General features: G+C 51.5%; 26 protein-coding genes and 1 pseudogene. 13 read left to right on the forward strand and 14 right to left on the reverse strand.

Annotated features, from left to right (window positions below):
- Positions 1-352: 352 nt before the first annotated feature.
- From FD744_RS04995 to FD744_RS05005, 3 genes are all read left to right on the forward strand, one after another.
- On the forward strand, positions 353-1,252 hold the full coding sequence (locus tag FD744_RS04995; RefSeq protein WP_160867794.1) for a dihydrodipicolinate synthase family protein: 900 nt from the start codon (positions 353-355) through the stop codon (positions 1,250-1,252).
- Between the two features lie 9 nt (positions 1,253-1,261).
- Complete coding sequence (locus tag FD744_RS05000) at positions 1,262-2,758, forward strand: aldehyde dehydrogenase (RefSeq protein ID WP_160867525.1); 1,497 nt, start codon at positions 1,262-1,264, stop codon at positions 2,756-2,758.
- A 203-nt stretch (positions 2,759-2,961) separates the two neighbouring features.
- Positions 2,962-3,684 carry a GntR family transcriptional regulator gene (locus FD744_RS05005; protein WP_182057531.1) on the forward strand — a complete coding sequence of 241 codons (723 nt, stop codon included), beginning with the start codon at positions 2,962-2,964 and terminating at the stop codon, positions 3,682-3,684.
- Between the two features lie 81 nt (positions 3,685-3,765).
- Here FD744_RS05005 and FD744_RS05010 read toward each other — a convergent pair whose 3' ends face one another.
- Entirely contained in the window at positions 3,766-4,011 is a 246-nt protein-coding gene (locus FD744_RS05010) for a DUF2543 family protein (RefSeq protein WP_160867526.1), read from the reverse strand.
- 13 nt (positions 4,012-4,024) lie between these two features.
- The gene (locus FD744_RS05015; RefSeq protein ID WP_064511353.1) at positions 4,025-4,507 is read right to left on the reverse strand and encodes a cold-shock protein; all 483 of its coding nucleotides are present in this window, start codon (positions 4,505-4,507) and stop codon (positions 4,025-4,027) included.
- Between the two features lie 202 nt (positions 4,508-4,709).
- On the opposite strand from FD744_RS05015, the gene FD744_RS05020 reads away from it, so the two are divergent.
- Positions 4,710-5,408: an RluA family pseudouridine synthase gene (locus tag FD744_RS05020; RefSeq protein WP_160867527.1), complete on the forward strand. Its 699-nt coding sequence runs from the start codon at positions 4,710-4,712 to the stop codon at positions 5,406-5,408.
- A 15-nt stretch (positions 5,409-5,423) separates the two neighbouring features.
- Here FD744_RS05020 and FD744_RS05025 read toward each other — a convergent pair whose 3' ends face one another.
- The 4 genes from FD744_RS05025 to FD744_RS05040 form a co-directional block, all read right to left on the reverse strand.
- A complete protein-coding gene (locus FD744_RS05025) occupies positions 5,424-5,963 on the reverse strand; it encodes a DUF2058 domain-containing protein (RefSeq protein WP_160867528.1) in 540 nt (179 codons plus the stop codon).
- Positions 5,964-6,057: 94 nt separating this feature from the next.
- Positions 6,058-6,408, reverse strand: a complete 351-nt coding sequence (locus FD744_RS05030; protein ID WP_160867529.1) for a DUF1304 domain-containing protein — start codon at positions 6,406-6,408, stop codon at positions 6,058-6,060.
- Between the two features lie 60 nt (positions 6,409-6,468).
- On the reverse strand, positions 6,469-6,738 hold the full coding sequence (locus FD744_RS05035; RefSeq protein WP_160867530.1) for a hypothetical protein: 270 nt from the start codon (positions 6,736-6,738) through the stop codon (positions 6,469-6,471).
- Between the two features lie 64 nt (positions 6,739-6,802).
- A complete protein-coding gene (locus FD744_RS05040) occupies positions 6,803-7,228 on the reverse strand; it encodes a GNAT family N-acetyltransferase (RefSeq protein ID WP_160867531.1) in 426 nt (141 codons plus the stop codon).
- A 381-nt stretch (positions 7,229-7,609) separates the two neighbouring features.
- Between FD744_RS05040 and yajD the strand changes: the two genes are divergently transcribed.
- Complete coding sequence (gene yajD, locus FD744_RS05045) at positions 7,610-7,957, forward strand: HNH nuclease YajD (protein WP_034824111.1); 348 nt, start codon at positions 7,610-7,612, stop codon at positions 7,955-7,957.
- A 63-nt stretch (positions 7,958-8,020) separates the two neighbouring features.
- Here yajD and FD744_RS05050 read toward each other — a convergent pair whose 3' ends face one another.
- Positions 8,021-8,692, reverse strand: a complete 672-nt coding sequence (locus FD744_RS05050; RefSeq protein WP_160867532.1) for a DUF3313 domain-containing protein — start codon at positions 8,690-8,692, stop codon at positions 8,021-8,023.
- 172 nt (positions 8,693-8,864) lie between these two features.
- On the opposite strand from FD744_RS05050, the gene FD744_RS05055 reads away from it, so the two are divergent.
- Positions 8,865-9,086, forward strand: a complete 222-nt coding sequence (locus FD744_RS05055; RefSeq protein ID WP_160867533.1) for a hypothetical protein — start codon at positions 8,865-8,867, stop codon at positions 9,084-9,086.
- Here the strand turns inward: FD744_RS05055 and FD744_RS05060 are convergent.
- On the reverse strand, positions 9,074-9,694 hold the full coding sequence (locus FD744_RS05060; protein WP_160867534.1) for a TetR/AcrR family transcriptional regulator: 621 nt from the start codon (positions 9,692-9,694) through the stop codon (positions 9,074-9,076). The genes FD744_RS05055 and FD744_RS05060 overlap by 13 nt on opposite strands.
- A 100-nt stretch (positions 9,695-9,794) precedes the next feature.
- Positions 9,795-10,667: an EamA family transporter gene (locus tag FD744_RS05065; protein ID WP_160867535.1), complete on the reverse strand. Its 873-nt coding sequence runs from the start codon at positions 10,665-10,667 to the stop codon at positions 9,795-9,797.
- A 68-nt stretch (positions 10,668-10,735) separates the two neighbouring features.
- Between FD744_RS05065 and FD744_RS05070 the strand changes: the two genes are divergently transcribed.
- Positions 10,736-11,257 (forward strand): MarR family winged helix-turn-helix transcriptional regulator, encoded by a 522-nt coding sequence (locus FD744_RS05070; RefSeq protein ID WP_160867536.1) that lies wholly within the window; start codon positions 10,736-10,738, stop codon positions 11,255-11,257.
- 355 nt (positions 11,258-11,612) lie between these two features.
- The gene (locus FD744_RS05075; protein ID WP_160867537.1) at positions 11,613-12,932 is read left to right on the forward strand and encodes an FAD-binding oxidoreductase; all 1,320 of its coding nucleotides are present in this window, start codon (positions 11,613-11,615) and stop codon (positions 12,930-12,932) included.
- A gap of 47 nt (positions 12,933-12,979) precedes the next feature.
- On the opposite strand, the gene FD744_RS05080 is transcribed toward FD744_RS05075, so the two are convergent.
- Positions 12,980-13,831, reverse strand: a complete 852-nt coding sequence (locus FD744_RS05080) for a Vmh family MBL fold metallo-hydrolase (RefSeq protein ID WP_160867538.1) — start codon at positions 13,829-13,831, stop codon at positions 12,980-12,982.
- Between the two features lie 120 nt (positions 13,832-13,951).
- Here FD744_RS05080 and FD744_RS05085 point away from each other — a divergent pair, with 120 nt between their 5' ends.
- Together FD744_RS05085 and FD744_RS05090 are read left to right on the forward strand one after the other, a co-directional pair.
- Complete coding sequence (locus FD744_RS05085; protein WP_160867539.1) at positions 13,952-14,830, forward strand: LysR family transcriptional regulator; 879 nt, start codon at positions 13,952-13,954, stop codon at positions 14,828-14,830.
- Positions 14,831-14,898: 68 nt separating this feature from the next.
- On the forward strand, positions 14,899-15,582 hold the full coding sequence (locus tag FD744_RS05090; RefSeq protein WP_160867540.1) for an O-methyltransferase: 684 nt from the start codon (positions 14,899-14,901) through the stop codon (positions 15,580-15,582).
- A 193-nt stretch (positions 15,583-15,775) separates the two neighbouring features.
- On the opposite strand, the gene FD744_RS05095 is transcribed toward FD744_RS05090, so the two are convergent.
- On the reverse strand, positions 15,776-16,750 hold the full coding sequence (locus FD744_RS05095) for an AEC family transporter (protein ID WP_160867541.1): 975 nt from the start codon (positions 16,748-16,750) through the stop codon (positions 15,776-15,778).
- 91 nt (positions 16,751-16,841) lie between these two features.
- On the opposite strand from FD744_RS05095, the gene FD744_RS05100 reads away from it, so the two are divergent.
- Both FD744_RS05100 and FD744_RS05105 read left to right on the forward strand, forming a co-directional pair.
- Entirely contained in the window at positions 16,842-17,729 is an 888-nt protein-coding gene (locus tag FD744_RS05100; protein WP_160867542.1) for a LysR substrate-binding domain-containing protein, read from the forward strand.
- 314 nt (positions 17,730-18,043) lie between these two features.
- Positions 18,044-19,381, forward strand: coding sequence for a DUF4105 domain-containing protein (locus tag FD744_RS05105; RefSeq protein WP_160867543.1), 1,338 nt, complete (start codon positions 18,044-18,046; stop codon positions 19,379-19,381).
- 17 nt (positions 19,382-19,398) lie between these two features.
- On the opposite strand, the gene modA is transcribed toward FD744_RS05105, so the two are convergent.
- Together modA and FD744_RS05115 are read right to left on the reverse strand one after the other, a co-directional pair.
- Complete coding sequence (modA, locus tag FD744_RS05110) at positions 19,399-20,112, reverse strand: molybdate ABC transporter substrate-binding protein (protein ID WP_160867544.1); 714 nt, start codon at positions 20,110-20,112, stop codon at positions 19,399-19,401.
- Positions 20,081-21,151 (reverse strand): annotated as a pseudogene (locus tag FD744_RS05115) (ABC transporter substrate-binding protein). Before FD744_RS05115 ends, modA begins: the two are co-directional and overlap by 32 nt.
- Before the next feature lie 219 nt (positions 21,152-21,370).
- On the opposite strand from FD744_RS05115, the gene leuE reads away from it, so the two are divergent.
- A complete protein-coding gene (gene leuE, locus FD744_RS05120; RefSeq protein ID WP_058961387.1) occupies positions 21,371-22,009 on the forward strand; it encodes a leucine efflux protein LeuE in 639 nt (212 codons plus the stop codon).
- A gap of 85 nt (positions 22,010-22,094) precedes the next feature.
- Here the strand turns inward: leuE and FD744_RS05125 are convergent, their stop codons facing one another.
- The gene (locus FD744_RS05125) at positions 22,095-22,931 is read right to left on the reverse strand and encodes an undecaprenyl-diphosphate phosphatase (protein WP_373424360.1); all 837 of its coding nucleotides are present in this window, start codon (positions 22,929-22,931) and stop codon (positions 22,095-22,097) included.
- Positions 22,932-22,949: the final 18 nt, after the last annotated feature.

Here is a 22,949-nt window from a genome sequence, read left to right on the forward strand (position 1 = left end):
TGAAATGCCGGTGCAAGCTTACCTGTTAAATTCAGGTTAAAACCAGCATAAAACTATGCCGCCTGACGCACAGTGTAAATACGTCAAAGGGGACGATAGTTGTGGAATGTGATCGTTATCGGAATTCATTTAGAAAATTATTACGCCACTAAAAATAATTTAAATTGTTGATTAATAGTGAATATAAGTTAATTCCTGGTAGGAATGTTCCATCTAATAGTATTTCCTTTGTATTTTTCACGTATACAAAAAACTTATCCCGATTGACCTCTCTCCATGCGATATGCAAATTGTTAACAAACGCAACCATACGGCGTTGCATTTGGTCCTGAATTCACCTGGAGATTTCGTGATGACATTTGAAGGTATCTACACCCCGGCAATTACCCCTTACGCAGCAGATGGCAGCATTGATTTCGCGGCGTTCGCCAACGTCCTCGAATCGCTGATCGAAGCGCGCGTGCACGGCATTATCATCGGTGGATCAACCGGTGAGTATTATGCACAAAGCGCAGAAGAGCGTCTGTCTCTGGTTGAACATGCACGTAAAGTGATTGGCAATCGTCTGCCACTGATTGTGGGTACCGGCGCGATTCGCACTGAAGACGCGGTGGCTTTCGCAACCCACGCTCGTGAGCATAAAGCCGATGCCATTTTGGTGACGTCACCGCCGTATGCGCTGCCAACCGAACTGGAAAACGCCCACCATGCGCTGACCGTCGACAAGGCCGCTCAGCTGCCGATCATGCTGTACAACTATCCGGGCCGTATGGGCATCTCCATGGGAGAAACTTACTTCCGCGAAGTGAGCCGTTCGAAAAATGTGGTGGCGATTAAAGAGAGTTCAGGCGACTTCAACAATCTGCATCTGCTGGCCTGTCAATTCCCGAACATCGCGCTTTCTTGTGGTTGGGATGATCAGGCGCTGGAGTTCTTCGCCTGGGGCGCGCGTAGCTGGGTGTGTGCGGGCTCTAACTTCATTCCACGTGAGCACGTCGCGTTGTACAACGCCTGCGTCGTGGAAAAAGATTTCGATAAAGGACGTAAGATCATGGCTGCGATGATGCCACTGATGAACTTCCTTGATGGCGGCAAATTTGTGCAGTCGATTAAATACGGTTCTGAACTGGCAGGCCTGAAAGCAGGCCCGGTGCGCGCACCGCTGCAGGAACTGGAAGAAGAAGAGAAAGCGCAGTTGCAGGCCGTGATCGACGGTGTGAAACGCAATGTGGCAGCCGTTGCAGTGCTTTAAGGAGTGCGCATGAAACAGGTACAAACGCTGAGCGATGTGGTGAACGTGGCGCGAGAACTGCGGTTCCCGGATCAGGCGTTCATTAACGGACGTTTTACTGCGGCGGTCTCCGGCAAAACACTGGAAACCACCAATCCTGCGACGGGTGAGATTCTGACGCACATCGCTGCTTGTGAAAGCGCGGATGTGAACCTGGCGGTACAGGGAGCACGTAGCGCGTTTGAGTCAGGCAGCTGGAGCCAGCTTCATCCCGGCGAGCGCAAAGCCGTATTACTCAAGCTGGCTGACTTGCTGGAAAACGAAGTCACGCAACTGGCGGTAATGGAAAGTCTCGACAGCGGCAAACCGGTTAGCGAATGCCTGGCAGTGGACGTGCCAGAGACGATTCACGTGATTCGCTGGCATGCGGAAGCCATCGACAAGCTGTACGACCAGACCGCGCCGACCGGCAACGGGGCGATGGCGATGATCGTTCGTGAGCCGATTGGTGTGGTGGGCTGCGTGCTGCCATGGAATTTCCCGCTGCTGATGCTGGCGTGGAAAATCGGCCCAGCGCTGGCTGCTGGCTGCTCGGTGATTGTGAAGCCGGCGGAGCAAACTTCGCTAACGGCATTGCGCGTGGCTGAACTGGCGCATGAAGCGGGTATTCCAGCCGGCGTGCTCAACATCGTCACCGGTACCGGGAAAGAGGTGGGGGAACCCATCGGCCTGCATCCTGATATTGATATGGTGAGCTTCACCGGTTCAACGGCGACTGGACGCCGTTTCCTGCACTATTCCGCGGAATCGAATCTGAAGAAGATTGTGCTGGAATGCGGCGGGAAAAACCCGGCGCTGGTGTTCGATGATGCCGAAGATCTGGCCAGCGTTGCCGCCAATGTGTTAAACGGCGCATTCTGGAATATGGGTGAAAACTGTTCTGCAACTTCCCGACTGCTGGTGCAGGAAGGGGTTAAGGATAAACTGCTCGCTCAGATCGCGGAGCAGATCGGTGAATGGCGCATGGGCAATCCGCTGGATCCAGAGAATCGTCTGGGCACCATGATCACCACCGATCATTTCTGCAAAGTCAGTGACTATCTGAAAACCGCGCGCAAAGAAGGATTACGCATCATTCAGGGCGGATTCACCGATCGCGGTATTTACGTGCAGCCGACCATTGTGGATGGCGTGACGCCGAAAAGCGCACTGTTCCGCGAGGAGATCTTCGGGCCGGTGCTGTGTGTCACCACCTTTAAAACGGAAGCCGAAGCCATTGCACTGGCAAATGACACTGATTACGGTCTGGCGGCATCGGTTTACACTGGCAAACTAAGCCGAGCTATTCGCGTATCACGTGCAGTGCGTGCGGGAACGGTGACGGTTAACTGTTTCGGTGAAGGTGATGCAACCACGCCATTTGGTGGTTATAAACAGTCTGGTTTTGGTGGACGTGATAAATCTGTATACGCACTTGATCAGTACACCGAGCTGAAAACCATCTGGATTGATGTGCCTGCTGAGTAAGCTTCATGCCCGCCACGGATGGCGGGTATGCCCTGGAAATAGGATAATTCTCTGCAGATGACGACTCGTTTTTTTCTTCTGTAACTCCTTGTAATATCATCATTCCCTTTTCTGTGATCCACCGCAGAATGCAAAAAATATCACATAATTATTTTTGCTGTATACACACTTTTTCTGTAGGTTAAGCAGGAATCGCATGCGGAATGTCATCACAGGAGGTCACTTTGAGATCGGGAAAAGCAGCGTTATACGAAGATTTAAAACGCCTAATTTTGACCATGGAACTGGACCCAGACGAGTTGCTGGATGAAGCCAGCCTGACGGGACAATACGGTTTATCTCGCACGCCTGTGCGTGAAGTTTTCCAGCGACTGGCAGGAGAGGGTTACTTAGAAATCGTCGAAAAACGCGGCGTGCGCGTCATCCCGATGAGCCATTCCACATTGCGCAATTTCTTCCTCGTCGCACCGATGATCTACGCCGCTACCGGTCGCCTGGCGGTACAGAATTTTAAACCTTCCCAGCTGAAATCGCTGAAAGAGACGCAAAAGCGCTTCCGTAAAGCGGTGCAGACGCGTGATGCCGAAGCGCTGGCACTGGAGAACAATCGTTTCCATGAGATCATGGGCGAGATGGCAGCCAATCCCTATTTACAGCCCAGCCTTGGCCGTTTACTGATCGACCATTGCCGCATCGGCCACACCTTTTTCCGCCCGCAAAATGAAGACATGGAACGCCGCCTGCAGCTAGCCGCCGAGCATCATGATGCCTTTATCAGCGCGATTGAAGCGCGAGATGAGCAGAAGGTGGTGGATCTGGTGTTCGAACATTGGGAACTGTCACGCGAAAATATGGAAATCTTTATCGCGCCGCAGGGATTAAAAGCGGACGATCTGGTGCAGTCACCGGAAGGGGATAAGCTGTAGTTTCAGGGTTGTCGATTTTGATACGATAAGGCGGCCTTATGGCCGCCTTGAAATGCGCAGAGTATTTTTAAACAACAGGGCTTACTCGTTGCCCCACTCATTCAAAAAGTTAGCAATCTCATCGATTCGCAGCGCTTGAATACCCGCCTCACGGGCCATTTCTTGCTGTGACTCTTCGCTGATCTCTTCGTTCTTGCTAAGACGAGTCAGTAACAGCTGGAAGTAGTGCGCCAGTGCATCGAGTTCAGCTTCGCTCACATCGTGTTCAGATTCCGACGCGTATTCTTCAGCAATGTCATAATATTTCAGTGGAATATTTTTATTCATTATCAGCTCCCCTTTAAACTTTGAGCATTTTCACTGCAGCATCAATGTCGATCTCATCTTCAGTAAAGATCAGCGTCGTCCCCTGGAAAGTGGTCACCGCCAGTTTTTTCACTGAGCGCATTTCATCAGGTTTAACGTCTGTCTTGGGTTTGATGTTGTTCATCAGAAGACCCACCGACAGTACAGTGTTTTCTTTATCAATGCGGGTATCAACCGGCTCTTCTTCACTGTAAACCACGAAGGATTTAATCGATGTGAGCTTCAGACGCTCACCGGCGATAAAGATGTATTTGCTGTCCGGTATCACTTTCACCGAAAAGGCCGATAAACCTTTGTTATTGGTGGTCGGTTCGAACGTCACTGCCGCGTCTTTTTTAATCAGATCAGGGTTGGCGACCTTAATCACATGGAAATAACGGTTGTCTCCGTTTTCATCTTTGATAAATCCAAAACCTTTGTCTTCAAACCAGGTTGTGATCGTTCCGTTCATCGCCATTACCGCCTACTTAATCGTTAATCTAATCAGTTTTTTGCAGCGCGCAGTGTAAAGCACATTGCCTGCGCAGACTACGCCTTTGCTGTAAGTCTGGACGATAAATTTCTGCTGTGCGAGCGTGAGCCTGTGAGAAGAGGGCAAAATTCGTCAGCTCGCTGAAAATTGGTTATCATCCGCACCCACTTCCCAGCCTGGCAGTCCGATGTCCACCATTATCGATACTTTTATAGCTCCGCCGTGTTCTGAAGAGATCTCGATTCTCTATCAGGACGAGCATCTGGTATTGATCGATAAACCCACGGGGCTGCTCAGCCTTTCAGGTAAAAATCCGCAAAATCTGGATTCCGTGCATCACCGGTTGGTGAAGTTGTTCCCCGGCTGCACCTTAGTGCATCGCCTCGATTTCGGGACATCCGGATTAATGGTGGTGGCGCGCAGCAAAGCGATCAACGCCTTGTTGTGCCAACAGTTTAGCCAACGCAGCGTGACTAAAATTTACACGGCGCTATTGTGCGGACATCTCAGCCATGATGAAGGGATGATTGACGCCGCGATAGCAAAAGACCCGGCGCTGTTTCCGTTGATGTCGATTTGTGCCGAGACGGGGAAGCCTGCGCATTCGCGCTATCAGGTAATAGAACGCTTAACTCGTGAAGGGGATAATGGCGTGTTATTGCCGGTTACGCGGGTGCAGCTATTGCCGGAGACAGGGCGCACCCATCAATTGCGTATTCATTGCCAGCAATTGGGCCATCCAATTCTTGGCTGTGATCTGTATGGCGGGTTACTGCAGCCGGGCACGGAAAAGACACCACGGCTGATGCTGCACGCCAGTGAATTACATTTTGTCCATCCCGTGAGCGGGGAGGTCATCACTGCGCGTCATGCCAGCCCGTTTTGACACGGGCGACATTTATTACCACATCAAATCATCAGGCACTTTGAAGTCTGCATACGGATCGTCTTCATCCTGCTCTTCATGACTCAATGCACTGTTCAATACAATGCTATCTGCATCACGCTGCGCAATTTTATCAGCCACGCTGGCGGGAATAATCGCGTATTTGCTTTCGCCACTGCTATCCGCAGCCAGGCGCGCAATTGCCAGACGGCCATTGATTAGCTGTGTTTGCGTGGTTTTATCCACGGCGATTTTTTTGATTAAGTTGTTATCGGTGAAGTTGAAATCAATCGTCCCTTTGGCCACGGTGATGGCGTTCATTTCGATCAGTTGCTTAACCTGCGCTTTGTACTCTTTGGACAAAGTGGCTTGCTTCTGCTGCTCGCTTAGCTGCTTATCACGCTCAATTTGCGCTTTTTTATTCTCTTCCACCGCTTCGCGCGCTTCACGTGCCTGCACACGAGACTTCTTGGCAGTGCGCTGCACTTTGGCCATTTTCTTGGTGGAAACTAATCCAGCTTTGAGCATCTGCTCTTGTAAGGTGAGTTTTGTCATCTTCGTCTCTAAAATCCGTTAAAACCTGGCCGGATTATACCTGTAATGCGAAGGCCGATCACGGCGAGGTTTGAGATCCTGATGAATCGCCATATCAGCGCAGGAGTACTGCGATCAAGGCAATCAGAGCGGGAAGGGCCTGCACATAAAGAATTTTTCGGCTGGCGGTCATCGCGCCGAAGATTCCGGCAATCAACACACAGATGAGGAAAAACAGAGTGACAGGCACACCGTTTTCTCCCAGCCATAACCCCCAGAGTAAACCTGCCGCCAGAAAACCGTTATAAAGGCCCTGATTGGCCGCGAGTACACGGGTTTCGCGCGCAAAGTCGACGCTGAGTTTGAAGGCTTTCCGGCCGGTTTTCGTCTCCCACAGAAACATCTCCAGCACCAGAATGTAGATATGAATCACGGCGACGAGAGCAACAAGGACATTGGCTAACACGGAATTCCTTAATTGAGTGTTCTTTAGATGTATAGAAAGTTTAAGCCAGATTAGCGCCGGTTATTTTTTGCGGAAAAAAAGGCTAGTGATGGCGGTTAAAACCCCAATGAACGGCATCGTTATAGCCCCCGCCCGAAAATTGTGCTGGTCTATGCGTTTTTCTTTACGGATGTCATCAAAGCGAGAAAGTGCTGCCTTTTCATCGGCCGCGCTGACTTCTTCAAACTGTTTTTCGAATCCCTGACGGGTTAACAGAGTTGCCCTCACATTATCTGACTTTCGCAGCGCCACAATCTGATTTCCTTTTTTATAAAAACAATATTCAGGCATTCGATATTCCTTATCAAAAGAGGTAACAGCAACTTATCAGCAGTCGCGAATGTGTACCAAGCTTCTAAAGCGTTTTTTTCATGAAAATGCGACTTGCGCCTGCCGGTAGGCAGGCAATGCGGCCAAACTCCTCCCAGCCGTGTTTTTTATAAAACTCAGGAGCCTGAAAACTAATGGTATAGAGAAAAGCTGAAATACAGCCTCGATTTCTGCCTTCTTCTTCAGCATGTGTAAGAAGTTTTTCTCCTAAACTTTTCGATCTCAGTTCTGAGGGCAAATACACCAGATCGATGAACAGCATCCCAAGATAGGTGCGACCAAGTATTCCACCCAGGACTTTTTGTGAGTCATTGCACCTGATAACCACAGACAGAGGGGAATGGTCATTGTAACCTGCTATCTCCATATTAAAGGCCGACAGACCAGCATCTATGGGTTGTAAATGTTCGGGCTCAATAACGGCAGATACTTCAACAGATAAATTGTCCATAAATCACCTGGTAGTTCAGTTTAAATGCCTTTTAATTTCATGATTAGGTCCGGGCTAGAATAACGAACATCGCCAGGACATTGCATTAGCGTTTACGTCATAAAATACAGCTATTCACAATGCAGTTATCTTACCAAACCCTTTTACCCCAGGACCAGAACAACGCTTGCCATGATGATACCTGATGCGGCCCCAACCCACTTTCCCAGGCCCGCAGCGGATTACAGTACACCAGCGGCAATTGTAGTCATGCTTGTTCGAGGTTCGCCAGGATTCACTGATTCAACACAGCGGAAACAGCGCACTCTTCTTGCTGAGGGTTTTGCGCTATATTGGCAGCACTAACACCCGAATATCTCTGCGAAACAGGTAACATTGGCAATGGCTCTGATCCCGAAAAACTATGCACGGCTGGAAAGCGGCTACCGTGAGAAAGCATTAAAAATCTATCCATGGGTTTGTGGACGCTGCTCACGTGAATTTGTTTACTCCAATCTGCGTGAACTCACCGTGCATCATATCGATCACGATCATACTAACAACCCGGAAGATGGCAGTAACTGGGAATTGTTGTGTCTTTTTTGTCACGACCATGAGCACTCTAAGTACACCGAAGCTGACATGTACGGCACCAGAGTGGTGGCCGGGGAAGATGCGCAGAACGATGTAGAAGCAGCAACCTATAATCCCTTTGCTGATTTAAAATCGATGTTAAATAAGAAGAAATAATCGGCACTGATCATTGATGCTGCCAGCATGCCGAACAGAGGCTGGCAGCCTTTACCGTTTGATTTACTGGCGTAACTTCTCTAAAAGTTGCTCAGCCCCTTTATCAATTCCTGTCTCTGCTGCACTAAGTGAACCAAAAGTCGCACCCACGTTCATCGCATTTGGATATTGTTCCGCAACGTACGCCAGTAAGAGTTCGTTTGATGCCGCATCTTTCACCTCCACGGCGAAATTCACGTAGCCACTCATCAAGCCACGTCCTCCACGTACCGACTGAACGATATTGTAAGGGCCGCCGGCTAAATCAAACTTTGTGAATGTACCAATCACTTGCGGCGTGGTATCGGCGCCGGTCAGCGTCAGTTTCAATTTGAGCGCAGGAGCCGCCCCGGCAGGGGGATTGGTGATGAATTTTTCTGCTAGCACATCCTCAAATTTCTTACGCATATATTCAGCCAGTTGACGACGTTCATCCACAGACAAGTCATTGAATTGCGCATCATTGCCGCTGTAAATGTCGACCGGTTCAATGCTGATACTGCGATATTTACTCCAGTCCACGGGAGCGGCATAACGGAAGGGAATGCGATCGCTGTCGTCAGATGTATTCGGCGACATGCGTGATGCTGACGCGATACCAGCATATTTCACCGGGCTGGTGGAGGAACAACCGACAGCGGTAAAAGCGGCCGCTAATACAAGGCTACGACACAACGGGCTGAACAAACGACTCATCTTGATACTCTCCGATAGAAGTTATAAATGAACTGTACGGTTTAGTTAATATCAGTTAGCATTAATATGTCAAGAAGAGGTTTCAGGGTGTGACATCGTGATGCGGGGGCAGAGAGGTGAATGAAAGACGTTCGTTAGTGTCGAGTGAAAGGTTTACCGGAGACCCGGTGGAATGATGGCCGGATTAGCGGCAATAGTATTTTTGCTCATCCGCGCCATCCGCAATTTAGGCGAAATACTTCATCTCTGGCAATTAGGTATAAAACGAGGCGGGTTTTATGCCGTCAGGGTTTGGGGAGCGCGCCGCAAACCCTTATTGATGCTGCTGGTTATCGACACCATTGTGGTGGTGGCGCTTATTTGCATTCTGTCAGCCAGAATTCAGATGTTGTGAGCAGCACCTCTGAGGAACAACGAAACGGCGTTTTGCACCATAATCGTCACCTCACTTTTGGTATAGCTCGGCAACGTTCGCTGCAGGAATAGTTCATCGACTTCAGCTTTTACTAATGCTGAAAATTGTTTGGCGCGTAAGGCTGGGCTGCCGCCGATCAATTCCCCGTTGGCGATGTGATGCTCCATTACCGCCGTCAGGGCGTTCATACTCTCACGTACACCTGATTCATGAAAAAGCGCGCCGATATCGGAATGGCCCGCTTCACCGACCACCATTCTGTACAACTGCAGAGCCTTCCAGTCTGATGTCAGCGCGCCCAGCATACCTTCACCAAAACGCTGTAACTTCTCACTTAACAACAGGGATTGAGTCTCCGGGTGGTTAAGTTCATCAGCCGCACGCATCAGAAAATTTGTACTAAAACATCTGACAACGGCTTCAAACAGGCTCTCTTTAGAAGCGAAGTAATTATAGAGTGTCGCCTTCGAGCAACCGGCCTGCTTTGCTACGCCATCCATTGAGGCTCGCTCATATCCTTGTTCCAGGAACACGGCTGAAGCGGCGTTGATAATGTCAGTTCTCTTTTGTTCGGTTAGCGTGCGCATCACTCTCTCCTCTGTCGGCGATAAATATTAACAAAACCGGCTGGTTCATTAAAGGAGAGAGGATGGTGGATTCGACGTCTGGAAAATGTCGAGTGAAACCTTAATTGCCACGAAGGGATGTGCGCTGCACGAGCAACACGCTGATTAAAACGATGACCAGTCCGACAAAAGCCGTACCGTTCATCACCTGAGATAACACTATCCAGCCGAGCAGCACGGCGGTGATCGGGCTGAGTAATCCGAGCGATGCCACCGCAACGCTGGGCAGGCGGCCAATTCCCCTGAACCACAACCCGTATGCCACGAATGCACCGGCCAGGGAGAGATAGGCATAAGCCGCCCACTGCGGCAGCGTCAGTGTGGGCAGTGGGGCGTCAATCAACCACGCTGCGGGTAGCAACATTATTCCACCCAGTATCAGCTGCCAGCCGGTGAGGGCCATCACCGGCAAATCCATTTTCCAGCGGCGTGTCAGCCATACGCCTGTGGCCATACAGGTCGCGCCCAACAACGCTGCCACAATGCCGACGGGTTCGAACACCGTTTGCGGAGAGAGTAATAGCAAGGCCATACCGACAACCCCGGCCAGCGCGGCCCATAAAGTGATTCTTGCTGGCGCCCGATGTTCAACTCCCCATGCCAGTAACATCACCAGCAGCGGTTGTATCGCGCCTAATACGGCAGCAAGCCCGCCAGGCAGTCGATAGGCAGCGACAAACAACAGCGCCTGGAAAACACCTATATTCAGCGCACTAAGAATAATGAGCCGTCCAATATCACGGCTGGCGGGCAGGCGACGAGTGAACAGCAACAATAATACCCCTGCCGGAAGTACCCGAATCAGCGCCGCCGTAAAAGGGCGATCGGGTGGCAGAAATTGTGTTGTGACGATGTAGGTCGATCCCCAGATAGCCGGGGCCAGGGCAGTCAATATCACGTCACGCCAGTACGAAAGAGAGAAAGAGGATTGCATCACTTTGCCTTTATCTTCAATTCAAGATAAAATCAGTGTGTCCACCAATTACCTTGAAGTCAAGATAAATGAATGATCAATCTGAAACCCGATCTGATGCCGTCGATCTCATCCTTCAGCAGTGGCAGCGCGAGCGGCCAGATTTAGACTGCAGCCCGATGGGGCCGATTGGACGTCTCAAGCGTTGCACGGCGCTGATTGAACAGCGACTTGAAGAAGCTTTTGCCGAGTTTGAATTGAGCATGTGGGAGTTTGATATGCTGGCAACACTGCGCCGTGCCGGAGCACCTTATAGTTTAAGTCCTACCGAGTTGTTTTCGACGCTAATGGTCACCTCGGGCACCATGACGCATCGCTTAAAACGCCTTGAATCCAGAGGGCTGATTACCCGACAGGTAAATGCAGAGGATGCGCGAAGCATGCTGGTGCAATTAAGTCAGAACGGACTGGCGTTAATAGACCGTGCGGTAGAAAAACACGTTGATAACGAAAGAAAGATTTTGTCTGGGCTCTCTCCTGAAGTGCTGATGGCACTGGATAGCCACCTGTCGGGTTTATTGCGATCGCTTGAAGCATCCCATCAGCGCTAATTGCCCCATTCTCACGCGTCAGCGTTGTGACGTCGTAATGAGTATTCCCCTATCAGGACACCAAATTTATTTCAGGTCCGGTGCTGTGGCGTAAGTTGAGCACACCGGATTCTTCTAACACTTTCTTGCCGACTCCCGCGCCTGAACCCCCGATTTTTTGCGATCCATAACACAATCGTATCGTGATCATATTGACAACATTTCATGAGATTCAGTAAAACTTTATACATCAGGTATACATAATAAATACCTTATAAATGCACCAAATGCTTACGCTTTACACCGCTAAAAAAACCTACGTTGTACGGGCAATCCGCCAGTACAAACAATGAAAACGTGTATTGGAGTAACGGAATTGCAAAAGATCACTTCACTGCCTGCCGATGATTCGATGCCGGGTTGGTTTCATACCAGTGCCGCTCGTACGCCACGCCCGGCGCATATTGGTCAGAAAAAAACACGCTTCGCGATTGTGGGGGCGGGCTTAACGGGTCTGGCAGCTGCGCGACAATTAGCGCTGAATTTCCCCAATGATGAAGTGGTGCTGATTGAGGCGCAGGAAGTGGGATATGGATCGGCAGGACGTAACGCCGGTTTTGCCATCGACGTACCCCATGATATCGGCGCGAAGGATTACATTGGCGACGTCACCATTGCGAATAAAGTCCTCAAGCTGAATACATTGGGGCAAAACTATCTGCGTCAGATTGTGCAGGAACACGGCATCGAATGTCAGATGACCGAATCCGGTAAATATCAGGCATCAGTCGGTGAGCAGGGCACGGCGATTCTCGAAGCCTATCGTAGCGGATTGGCAAAGATCGGGCGCGAATCCGAAATGATCTCGGGTAAAGATCTGCCGGATCACATTGGCACTTCTTATTACAAGCAGGCGCTGTTTATTCCCGGCACCATCTTGTTGCAGCCTTCAGCATTGGTAAAAGGTCTGGCGGATAATCTGCCCGCGAACGTCACGCTGTACGAGTACACACCCATCACGTCGATTGACTACGGTGACAAAGTGACGTTGGTGCATGACAAAGGGAGCATCACCGCTGATACGTTGATCCTGGCTAATAACGGTTTTGCGTCGCACTTTGGTTTCCTGCAGCGCCGTTTGCTACCGACTTTCCTTTACGGCAGCCTGTCACGTCAGTTGACTGAAGAAGAGCAGGCACGATTGGGTGGCAAAGCGGTGTGGGGGCTGATTCCGGCGCATCCGTTTGGCAGCACCATTCGTCGCACAGTGGATAATCGTATTCTGGTGCGCAACAGTTTTAGTTTCCACCCGGATGGACGACCGCGCGAGAAATACCTTAAGCAGTATCTGGAAAACCATCGCAAATCGTTTGAACGCCGTTTCCCAATGTTGCCGCAGGTGGATTTTGAATACACCTGGAGCGGAGCGATCTGCCTGTCAGAAAACCACGAAGGCTTCTTTGGCAAACTGGCACCGAATGTTTATGGTGCGCTGTGCTGTAACGGATTGGGCATAACGCGCGGCACGGCAACCGGCAAATTGATTGCCGATATGATCGCCGGTGAGAAAAACGAACTGATCGATTTCCTCACCCAATCACCGGGTCCAAACCGCACGCCAGCGGAGCCTTTCCTTTCGATTGGGGTGAACTCAGTGCTGAAGTGGGGCCAATACCGCGCAGGCATGGAAGTTTAAGAAGGATATTGCCGCCAGCAATAATGGCGGCTTTTACCCTTGGCTGCTTACCACTTCATCTCGCCAGTATTCACTTTCGCACTCAGTTCCAGTGAACTTTCATCCGGCAGATTCGGATAGGCTTTTTTCATCGCTTCAATCACTTCTGCTGACCCCTTGTGCTGCTGGAGTGCTTTTTCAAAAGTCTGCAGATAGTTAAGGGTAAATGTCACCGCGCCATCGCCCGCTGGACGTGTGCCGATGTAGTGTCCTGGAATGACTACTTTCGGTTTAAGCTGCTGAATTTCTTTGAGCACGCTGCGCCACTGCTCACGGCTGGCTGGCGATTGGGTGTCTGCGGTCCAGACGTGGATGCCCGCAGCCACGGCGGTGCCACCCAGCACGGCTTTGTTCGCTGGGATCCACAGATAAGCGGATTTATCACCCGCATGGCGCAGTTCAATACGTTCACCATCCACGCTAAACGAAGTCTGATGGGTGGTCTGTGGTACATAAAGTTGGGTAGGCGCACCATCCGGCATTTTCGGGCCCCAATACGCTAATTTGGCGGCTTTAGTGGCCTCGATATGCTCAACCACTGTTGGTGCTGCGACAATTTTCACCTGAGGGAAGGCTTTGACGATGGGCTCCAGACCAAAGTAGAAGTCAGGGTCACCGGAGGTAATCAGGATTTGCGTGAGTTTTTTGCCGCTGGCTTTGATCATCTCCACCAGTTTTTCGCCGTCTTTCGGGCTGAACTGTGCATCGACCAGCAGCGCTTCATGTGGCCCGGTAATCAACGTTGAGGATACCGGAAACACTCCTTGCTCTTGTGGATTGTAAACTGCCAATTGCAATGGGGCAGCAAACGCCGGGCCGGCTGCCAGTGCGAGCACCAACGTCAGTGACTTCATCTTCATCTCATTTTCCTTTCAGTGCCAACATGGCTGGTAAGCACATCATTGTAAGGATTTTGCTGTCTGCTAGAATTCCCGCAAATAGAGATGATCAGTTTCATAAAACGATCAGATGGAGAGCAGATGGACAGAGTCACAGCCGCTTCAGTATTTAATCGCATTTGCGAATTAGGCAGCCTGAGCGCCGCAGCGCGGGCGCTGGATATCTCCCGGCCGATGGTCAGCCGTTATCTGGATGAAATGGAGAAATGGGCAGGCGCACGTTTACTACACCGTTCATCACGTCGCTTGACCATTACCCCGGCCGGGGAAAAAGTGCTGGAAAAAACCCGCATGCTGGCACGGCTGGCCGATGAGATAACCGGACAGGGTGAACCGGGAGAACCGCAGGGCACATTGCGCGTCGCCTGTGCGCACTCCACCGCGACCCATATTCTGGGGCCGATGATCCCGGCATTTCTGGCGCGCTATCCATTGTTGCGGATTGAATTAGAAATCAACAATCAACCGGTGAGCTTAGTGGGAGAGCGCATCGATGTAGCAGTCAGGATCACGGACAATCCGGAACCGGGCGCGATTGCCCGCCGTCTTGGCGAATGTGCTTCGGTGGTGTGCGCATCACCCGATTATTTGCGCAAGCATGGCAATCCTGAAACGCCGCAGGATTTAAGCCAGCATAATTGCCTGCACTATAGCCGCTTTGCCGGGCAGAGTTGGCAGTTCAACGATGCCAATGGCGATGCCCTGAGCACAGCCGTGAGCGGAAATTTTAGTGCTGGCATCTCATCGGTATTGTGCGATGCCGCCATCGCCGGATGTGGGCTGGCCATGGTGCCAGAAATGGAGGCGCGCGCCGGGATAGCTAACGGTCAGTTGCAATGTGTACTGCCGGACTTTACGCCGAAAACCCTTGGCATTTATGGTTTGTATATGTCGCGCGAACGCCAACCCGCCGCGCTGCGGCTGTTTCTTGATGCGGTGCAGCAACAGCTGGCTTCATAAATACATTACGCATAACGTCATACAGTTGTGCTATGTCTTGAGAATCTCACACGCAAGGAGAACTCAAGATGCGCATACCCGACTACCCCTCGCAACATAATGAACTGTGGGCACAAGTCGATAATTACTTTGCAAACTCATTGGCAGCCGAGGATGTGGCGCTGAAAGCTGCATTAGCGCATAACGCTGCTCAGGGCTTACCGGTGCACGATGTTTCGGCATTACAGGGCAAATGGCTGGCATTGATGGTGACGATAACAGGTGCAAAACGCGTACTGGAAATTGGCACATTAGGTGGATACAGCACAATCTGGATGGCTCGGGCGCTGCCGGAAAACGGCCAAATTATCACGCTCGAATTCAATCCCCATCACGCTGAAGTGGCCCGTCACAACCTGGCATTGGCACGTGTACACGATCGTGCAGAAGTGATCGTTGGCGCTGCATTGGATAGCTTGCCGATGCTGACTGCGCCGTTTGACCTGGTCTTCATTGATGCCGATAAAGTCAATAATCCTCACTATCTTCACTGGGCATTGAAACTTGCTCGTGTTGGGACCGTGATCATTGCAGACAACGTGGTACGTGGAGGGGCAGTAGTCGTTGCTGACAGTGAGGATCGTAATGTCAACGGCCTGCGTGAGTTCGTCGATATGATCAACCAGGATAATCGATTGGAAGCCACGGCACTGCAGACGGTTGGCGAAAAAGGCTGGGATGGACTGATCATGGCGGTGGTGAAAAGCTTATAAGCGTGTAAATGCTCATCATGTCTTTCAACCAATACTATCGATCGAAAATAGCGGGGCCGCGCGCACTGGGCTCGCACCCAGCAGGATGCGAACCATGAAGCTGTGGCAAATTGCGAACATTATCGTGAGAAGGGAGAGGCTGCGTGCACAATTTACGCCGCTGGAGATCAACGCTCAGCGGCGAACTAACGCGCTAAGCGACAGGCGTCACCTGCATAAAGTGCATGATTGCCACCAATGTGACAATCGACAGCACCGTGGAGATGAGGATCGCGCCAGAAGTGATTTGCGCATCACGCCGATAATACTCAGCCAGCATAAAGGGCCCGGTGCCGGTGGGCAGTGCCGCCAGCAGAATCGCCATGTTGGTGAGATCCTGCGGCAGGTGAAACAGCCAGACGGCTAAAATCCAGGTCAGCAGCGGCTGCATCACCAGCTTGGCCACCACGACCAGGCCCACCGTGGTGAAACTCATTTTCGCCGCGGTGGGCAATTCGCTGGCTTTGGCTTTTTGTCGGCTGGCTAGAAACACCCCTAAACACACCAGCGCGCAAGGGCTGGCCGCACCGCCGAGCAGTTTTAGGAAGGTTTCAACGCTGCCGGGCATGGTCAAACCCGCGCTGGAGCAAGCTGCCCCCAACAGCGGTGAGATAATCAGCGGGTTCTTTAAAATGGCGCGCAGTACTTTAATCGCCAGTCGATGAAATTCACGTTCACTCTGCAAACCAATCTCGATCATCGCGATGGCAATCGCGAACAGGATACACGCCACCACAATAGTCGCCGTGGTGGTGGGGATCAGGCTGCTTTTACCAAAAACCAGTAACAACAACGGGAAGCCCAGATAACCGGTGTTGGGATAGGCGGCGGCAACGCCATCGACGCTGGCATCGGCAGTGGATTTGCCTTTGAATTTTTGACAGGCAAACACGATAACAAATGAGGCGGCGCAGGAGAGGGCAAACGCCCAGAAGAATCCCGGTTGATAAATGGTGTGCCACGGCGTGTGTGCCATGATGTCAAACAGCAGCGCGGGCAGCGCCAGCCAAACCACAAATTTATTCAATTCCGTCGCTGAGGTCGGCCCCAACACGCCCAGCATGCGGCAAGCGTAACCCGCCACAATTAAGCCGAAAACCGGCAAAAGAATCAGAAACGTAGCTATCATTGTGTCCTCCCAGTAAGCTGAAGGACTCTAGTGCCTTTAGTGATGCAGATCCAATAGCAAATTTGGCCGGGATTGATACGGAAAATGAATCATGCTTGATATGAAGCCTCTGCGGTACTTTATCGCGCTGGCAGAAGTGAAAAATTTCCACCGTGCCGCGGAGCGTCTGCATCTGTCACAGCCGTCCCTAAGTCGTCACATAGCTGCACTGGAAAAAGCGGTGGGTACACAGCTGGTGGAACGCAATACGCGCCAGCTAATGCTGACGCCCGCCGGTGAGAGCTTCTACCAGGATGCACGTAAGATCCTCGAATCACTCCAGCAGGCGCAACAACTAGCGCGTGACACCGCCGCGGGCAAATCGGGTTTATTGCGCGTGGGTTTCACTATGTACTCTGCACACAGCGTGATCCCGGAGTATGTGCGATTGATTCGCCATCACTTCCCCAATATTGCTCTGGAGCTGGAAGAAGCGGTTACCGAAGATTTGCCAGATAAAGTACTGGCGGGTGAAGTCGATTTAGCGGTACTGGTGGAAGGAAGCGCGCGCGTGGGCATGCAAACCTTAACCGTGTTAACCGAGCCTTTGTGTGTGGCCATGTCGCGCACACATCCTAAAGCGAGAAGTCGGAAATTGCAGATCGAAGATCTGCGCGACGATCCTTTTGTGATGACCTCCGCCAGCGCCGGGAGCCGATTAACCGCGGTAATTATGGATTATTGCCGGGCTCATGGTTTTGAACCGATGGTCAGTCTGCAGGTTCGTCTGCAACACACCATGCTTAGCCTGGTCAATGACGCTAGCTATGTGGCATTGGTGCCTTCATCTGTTCAACAACTCAAAATGGATGGCATCGTCTTCAAACCGCTGGCGGATGCGCCGCAGGTTAATCTTGCCGTTGCCTGGAGCAGCGATAACCGCAATCCCTGCCTCAACAGTTTTATAAAGCTGCTGATTCAACGACACGCAGCAGTGTGAAACCTACGCCAGCCGCATATTCATCTGCTGCGCGATAACTACAATGAATTAAATCAATCAGTTAAGGTGGGTGGGCCCCGCGAGTCAGTGGCGGTTTCAGCCTGAAATCGCCACAAATTCAGCATTGTGTTGTTCAAAAAATAAGCCAATATTTACTTTATCGTTAAGCCAATTTTAATCTTCGCCACGTAGAGTGCCCTCACAGTCACAACCATCAGTAAACGAAGTCAGAATTGCCGAGGCGTAACAGAACTCCTGTTAGTTGCCCGCGTCTATAGACCGTGCTGAGCTGTGTTATCCGCTGGAGAGTACCTTTGCTGCGACTATTATTTCTGTTGATGGGTGGACCGGCGCTAAGAGCGGGTTGGCCTTATCTGACCGGGCTGGGCCTGCTGTGTGCTGGTGCGAGTGCCGGGATCCTGATGGATCTGTTGCAACATGGAAGTTTATCGTTCCCCTTGCATGTGTTAGGGGTATTCCTTGCGGTTGAAGGGCTGGCGGAAGCGATGAGTGAAATCTATTCGCCTGCCGGCATTGCCTGGCCACCTTTGATGAAATCTGCAGGGCTGATGCTGTTTGGCCTGTTGGTGTTCATTGCACCGCATGACAGCAGCCTCTGCTTCTCGCTGGGTTTTGCCTTTATTTTTCTGCTGGATGGCGGGTTCCGTGTCATTTCATGCAGTCTGATGCGCTGTCGGCGATGGACGCGGAAATTCAGCCTCGGATGCGCGGAAATCCTGTTTAGTGTCCTGATTGCCATCCATTGGCCGCTGGCTCCGCATGTGATCGTGCCGCTGTGTTTTGCACTTTTGCTGGCGGGATGGGGCATCAATCTCTTGTTCATGGGAGCGCAAATTCACGCGTTGCCAGAGAACACCAGTGTGGCCGCACTTCCTCTCTTCACCCGTAAAGGTTTACGTGCGCCGCATGGGCTGAATTATGAACATCCGCCGCTGCAGGCCGGGCATGCCAGCGTGCCGCTAAATATCTACATCTGGACCCCTCTGGGATCCGGTGATGTTGCGGGACGACGTCCATGGTTTGACCGTTGGGTCGCAGCGATTGACCATCGCGGTGAAGTGTCTACCGGCCATACATCGCTAGAGATGGGTGATGAACTCTATATCAGCCTCTACCCGGTTGATGACGTTTCACGCAGCTTGCGCGGTTTCCTGCAAACGCTGCGCGCAAAAGAGGAGTTCGACGTTGAGGGTTGTTTACTGCCATCGCTGGAAAGTGAAATCAAAAGATGGTGCCGCCCTGATAAACGTCTGGTTCTCACGCACTACAATCAGGCAGCATTACGCAATTACTGGCGCGCGAATGCAACGGATACCCGCTATAACCTCACATCACGTAACTGTTCGACCAGCGTGATGCAGGCGCTGGACGTTGCGACTGAAGGCTTGTTAGGTCAACACGGCTTGAAAGGGCTTTGGGTCATCCTCAACCCCGATTTTTGGTTGTTGAGTCTGGTACGCAGCCGCGCAGAAGGCATGACGTGGACGCCAGGACTGGTGATGGATTACTGCATTTTGCTGCGCCGGGTGCTGGAAACTCAACAGCGAACCAGCCGCTATCGCAAAATCATTCATCGTTTAAGAGTCGAACTGCTCGGCGCACGCATGGTCGTGCGCAGTTTGTTACGTTGACCGTTTTTGAACAGCATTCAGGCAAAACCATACTGTTGCAGAATGGCTCTGGCCGCTGTTGTACTGAGAAAGGCGGCAAGGGGATTAGCAGAGTGGGTGAAAGTCGCCCATCCATATTCCGCCTGAATGTTGAACGGTTCCGGGATGCTCAATACCAGCAAATGCGGATGATTGATTAGATGTGGAGCATAGCTGGCGTAGCCAATGAAGAGATCTGCGTGCTGTTGGTCGATTAACCATTGTGCTGCCAGTTCGCCCGTGGGGACAGCCAGGCTATCGATGCCACCCACCAGCTGACGCGCGCGCTGTTTCAACCTTTCACCGCAGCCTGGATAAACCTGTCCGATATTGTCAAACAGCTGCCAGGTGTAATCGCCGGAAGGGTCGCTTAACGGCGTCGATGTTGCCAGCCGCAGGTCGTCACGTTGTAAAAGTGAAAGCCAGGTGTCGTTTTCGGTGACAACGTCACGTCTGGCGGTCAAACATAAGCTGTTAGCGGCAAATTTGCCGGTGTGCATTGCCAGACCGCGCTGTAACAGCGTGGCCGGGTGCTTAAGATTGGCGGAGGCAAACAAATCGCATTGTGCACCTTGTTCAATCCTCAGCCGAAGTAAGCCAGCAGGGCCGAAGTGGGTGTCGGTCGTCAGGCCAGACTGATGATGAAAGGCTGTCATCAGATCCGGCCAGACACCGCGCAGACTACCGGCTGCCAGAATGTGCAGCGTTGTCATGATAGGCGGTCCGATAAAAATGCTGATACCAGCGATCAGCCTGCTGTTGCATATCAATATCGCGGAATTTTTCCGGATAGAGTTTCTTCGCCATCCAGAGCTCACCTAAGCCGATAGCTTCTGGCATTGGATATCCCCAGGCTTTGGCATATTCCGGCATCAGCCAGACCTGATGATGCTTCACCGCGTCAATGGTGCGCCAGCGTGGATCTTGTTGGATCTCATCCACCACTTGAGGATAGCGATCCTAGACAAAAATCACCTGAGGATTCCATGCCACAACTTGCTCCATGCTGACTTGCTTGAAACCCTGAACGGTTGATGCCGCAACGTTGTAGGCACCCGCGTGCGACATCATCAAACCGGTGTATTTGCCAGAACCATAAGTGGTGAGGTCCGGATTGGCCATGTAAGCACGAACACGCTGTTGCTCAGTTAAACCTTGCAGACGATCGCTCACCAGTTTACGTCCGGCAAACGCCGCGGCAATCAGCTCTTTGGCCTGTTGCTGCTTATTCACCACCTCACCAATCAAGGTAATCCCTTCTTTGATGCCGAGATCGTAAGCTTGATTCTCATTTTGCATGCTGGGGTTAATCTTGCCTTGTTCCCCTGCATCGTCATGGCGTAAGGAAATAGCCAATACCGGAATGCCCAGCGCCGAAATCTGGTCAATCATCTCTTTTGGCGCGTAGTTAGTGACAAAAACCACCTGCGGATGCAGCGCCACCAATTTTTCTAAATCCACATGGGTAAGATCGCCCAGCATGGCTTTCTGTGTCAGTTCAGGCACCAGCTGCGCGTAGCCATCACCCAACTGTTGCTTCCAGTTCGCGAGGATGCCGACGATCTTATCGGTCGCGTTGAGTTGCACCAGCAGGTTCAGCGTTTGGTGCTGTAGCACCACCACGCGATCGACCTGATCGGGGATCGTCACCTGACGACCAATTTGGTCGGTCACCACACGGCTGGCGAAGGTGTTCAAAGAGGTGAAGGTGAGTAAGCCCGCCAGAATCAGGCGGTTAAGCGTTGTGTTCATGAGTTATCCCTGCAGCGTAATGCAATGGATTATATAGCGCTAATTGGCAGGCGCCTATGACTCTTTCAGTGATACGCAGTCGTCGGACGACATGGCACAGCGTCATCTGCTACTATATCGGCCCAATTGCAGCGCGATCCGCTGTCAATTTTCACCTGTCAAATCAAAACAAAAGCCATCGGGCGAATCAACCTGCATGGCGGTGGAGTAGTGGTTGTTATGTTGCACGATGTAGGAATTATTAATGTCTGGACGTTTCTGGCGGGTGCGCTGGTGATTATTCTGCTGCCCGGCCCAAACAGTTTATACGTGCTGCGTACAGGGATGAGCCGCGGTGCTAAAGCGGCGTCTAAGGCGATAGCAGGGGTGATGATGGGTGATCTGATTCTGATCTTCCTTGCCTGGGCCGGTGTTGCGACGCTGATTCGCACCAGTCCGCACATTTTTATGGTGGTGAAGTATCTGGGCGCGATGTTCCTGCTCTACTTAGGCGTAAAAATCATTCTGGGTGCATTGCGCAAGCGCGAAGGTAACCAGCCCGCTGAAGCCGTTAAAATAGAAAATTATTTCCTGCGCGCACTGCTGCTGGGCGTGACCAACCCGAAAGCCATTCTGTTCTACGTCTCCTTTTTCATCCAGTTTATTGATCCAGCAGTCACTCACACTGCGCCTGCCTTTGCAGTGCTGGGCTCGATGATTCAACTGATCAGCCTGAGCTATTACCTGATTTTGCTGATGGCGGGCAACGTGATGGTTCGCTTTCTGAAAAACCGCACTCGTCTGGTAAAACTGGGGAATATGCTCACGGGCATGTTGTTCTTTGGTTTTGCTGTGCGCTTAATGAGTGCACAAAGTTAATTTTATCCCCAGCGCTAATATCCAGGAAACAGCAGGAATACCTGCTGTTTCCCTTTTCAGGTAGCATTTAGACAGCCATGATATCTCAGCCCAACCAACCAATCAGTGCCGCAGCGCACAAGCAATAGCCACCGAACAGATGCCAGCGATCATGCTCCAGCCAGCGGGAAAGCCAGCGTAGCGCCAGAAGTCCGGCGACAAAACTCAGTATCATGCCCACCAGGCTGGGCAGAAGCACGCCGCTGCTCACTGCGACCGTACCAGCAGAACCTGAACTGAAAGCACGCAGGCCCTCTTTAACGATCACCGCCGGTGTCAGCACCACGGCTAACGCAAAACTAAATTCTTCCGCACGTTTACGGGCCACACCCAATGAAAGACCGGTAGAAATCGTGGCGCCAGAACGAGAAAAACCGCGAAATGGCAGGCATAAACCCTGAACGAAACCGATACCTGCAGCGCTTAAGGGCGAAAGTTCGCCGCGATCTTTTTCTTTCAGGCGTGAAGAGAGGATAATTAATAAGCCTGCGGCAGCGAGACCACTGGCGATTATTTTACTATTACTAAACAACGACTCTATTTCAAACGTGTCGGCGTTTGCGGCGAAGAAATATTTAATCAGCTTCATCAGCGTCAAACCTACTACGCCGGTCACTGCGGTGGCGAGAATAATTAAAAATACATTCTTCTTAAATGCACGGCCCGAACTGAAATAGGTCTCCCGCCAGTTATTCCAGAAGTAAACAATCACCGCGAACATCGTGCCGGTATGCAGCATCACCAGCAACAGTGTCATATCGGGGGCCGCAGGGTCCAGCCCCAGGAGTTTCTCCGTCATAATGACGTGTGCAGAGCTGGAAACCGGCAGTAACTCTGCCAGCCCCTGTATTACGGCCAGAATGGATACATCGAAATAATTCACCCGTTCGCCCTCAGATAA

The organism is Pantoea sp. Taur (genome assembly GCF_009830025.1).
GTDB classification, from domain to species: domain Bacteria; phylum Pseudomonadota; class Gammaproteobacteria; order Enterobacterales; family Enterobacteriaceae; genus Pantoea; species Pantoea communis.

Excerpts from the sequence above, each read along its gene's own strand:
- FD744_RS05055 (WP_160867533.1), top strand. The coding sequence starts at position 8,865 with ATGATGGCCGGATTAGCGGCAATAGTATTTTTGCTCATCCGCGCCATC.
- FD744_RS05005 (WP_182057531.1), top strand. The coding sequence starts at position 2,962 with ATGTCATCACAGGAGGTCACTTTGAGATCGGGAAAAGCAGCGTTATAC.
- FD744_RS05050 (WP_160867532.1), bottom strand. The coding sequence starts at position 8,692 with ATGAGTCGTTTGTTCAGCCCGTTGTGTCGTAGCCTTGTATTAGCGGCC.
- FD744_RS05000 (WP_160867525.1), top strand. The coding sequence starts at position 1,262 with ATGAAACAGGTACAAACGCTGAGCGATGTGGTGAACGTGGCGCGAGAA.
- FD744_RS05040 (WP_160867531.1), bottom strand. The coding sequence starts at position 7,228 with ATGGACAATTTATCTGTTGAAGTATCTGCCGTTATTGAGCCCGAACAT.
- modA (WP_160867544.1), bottom strand. The coding sequence starts at position 20,112 with ATGACAACGCTGCACATTCTGGCAGCCGGTAGTCTGCGCGGTGTCTGG.
- FD744_RS05035 (WP_160867530.1), bottom strand. The coding sequence starts at position 6,738 with ATGCCTGAATATTGTTTTTATAAAAAAGGAAATCAGATTGTGGCGCTG.
- FD744_RS05010 (WP_160867526.1), bottom strand. The coding sequence starts at position 4,011 with ATGAATAAAAATATTCCACTGAAATATTATGACATTGCTGAAGAATAC.
- yajD (WP_034824111.1), top strand. The coding sequence starts at position 7,610 with ATGGCTCTGATCCCGAAAAACTATGCACGGCTGGAAAGCGGCTACCGT.
- FD744_RS05095 (WP_160867541.1), bottom strand. The coding sequence starts at position 16,750 with ATGATAGCTACGTTTCTGATTCTTTTGCCGGTTTTCGGCTTAATTGTG.
- FD744_RS05060 (WP_160867534.1), bottom strand. The coding sequence starts at position 9,694 with ATGCGCACGCTAACCGAACAAAAGAGAACTGACATTATCAACGCCGCT.
- FD744_RS05015 (WP_064511353.1), bottom strand. The coding sequence starts at position 4,507 with ATGGCGATGAACGGAACGATCACAACCTGGTTTGAAGACAAAGGTTTT.
- FD744_RS05100 (WP_160867542.1), top strand. The coding sequence starts at position 16,842 with ATGCTTGATATGAAGCCTCTGCGGTACTTTATCGCGCTGGCAGAAGTG.
- FD744_RS05025 (WP_160867528.1), bottom strand. The coding sequence starts at position 5,963 with ATGACAAAACTCACCTTACAAGAGCAGATGCTCAAAGCTGGATTAGTT.
- FD744_RS05085 (WP_160867539.1), top strand. The coding sequence starts at position 13,952 with ATGGACAGAGTCACAGCCGCTTCAGTATTTAATCGCATTTGCGAATTA.
- FD744_RS05080 (WP_160867538.1), bottom strand. The coding sequence starts at position 13,831 with ATGAAGATGAAGTCACTGACGTTGGTGCTCGCACTGGCAGCCGGCCCG.
- FD744_RS05070 (WP_160867536.1), top strand. The coding sequence starts at position 10,736 with ATGAATGATCAATCTGAAACCCGATCTGATGCCGTCGATCTCATCCTT.
- FD744_RS05020 (WP_160867527.1), top strand. The coding sequence starts at position 4,710 with ATGTCCACCATTATCGATACTTTTATAGCTCCGCCGTGTTCTGAAGAG.
- leuE (WP_058961387.1), top strand. The coding sequence starts at position 21,371 with ATGTTGCACGATGTAGGAATTATTAATGTCTGGACGTTTCTGGCGGGT.
- FD744_RS04995 (WP_160867794.1), top strand. The coding sequence starts at position 353 with ATGACATTTGAAGGTATCTACACCCCGGCAATTACCCCTTACGCAGCA.
- FD744_RS05090 (WP_160867540.1), top strand. The coding sequence starts at position 14,899 with ATGCGCATACCCGACTACCCCTCGCAACATAATGAACTGTGGGCACAA.
- FD744_RS05065 (WP_160867535.1), bottom strand. The coding sequence starts at position 10,667 with ATGCAATCCTCTTTCTCTCTTTCGTACTGGCGTGACGTGATATTGACT.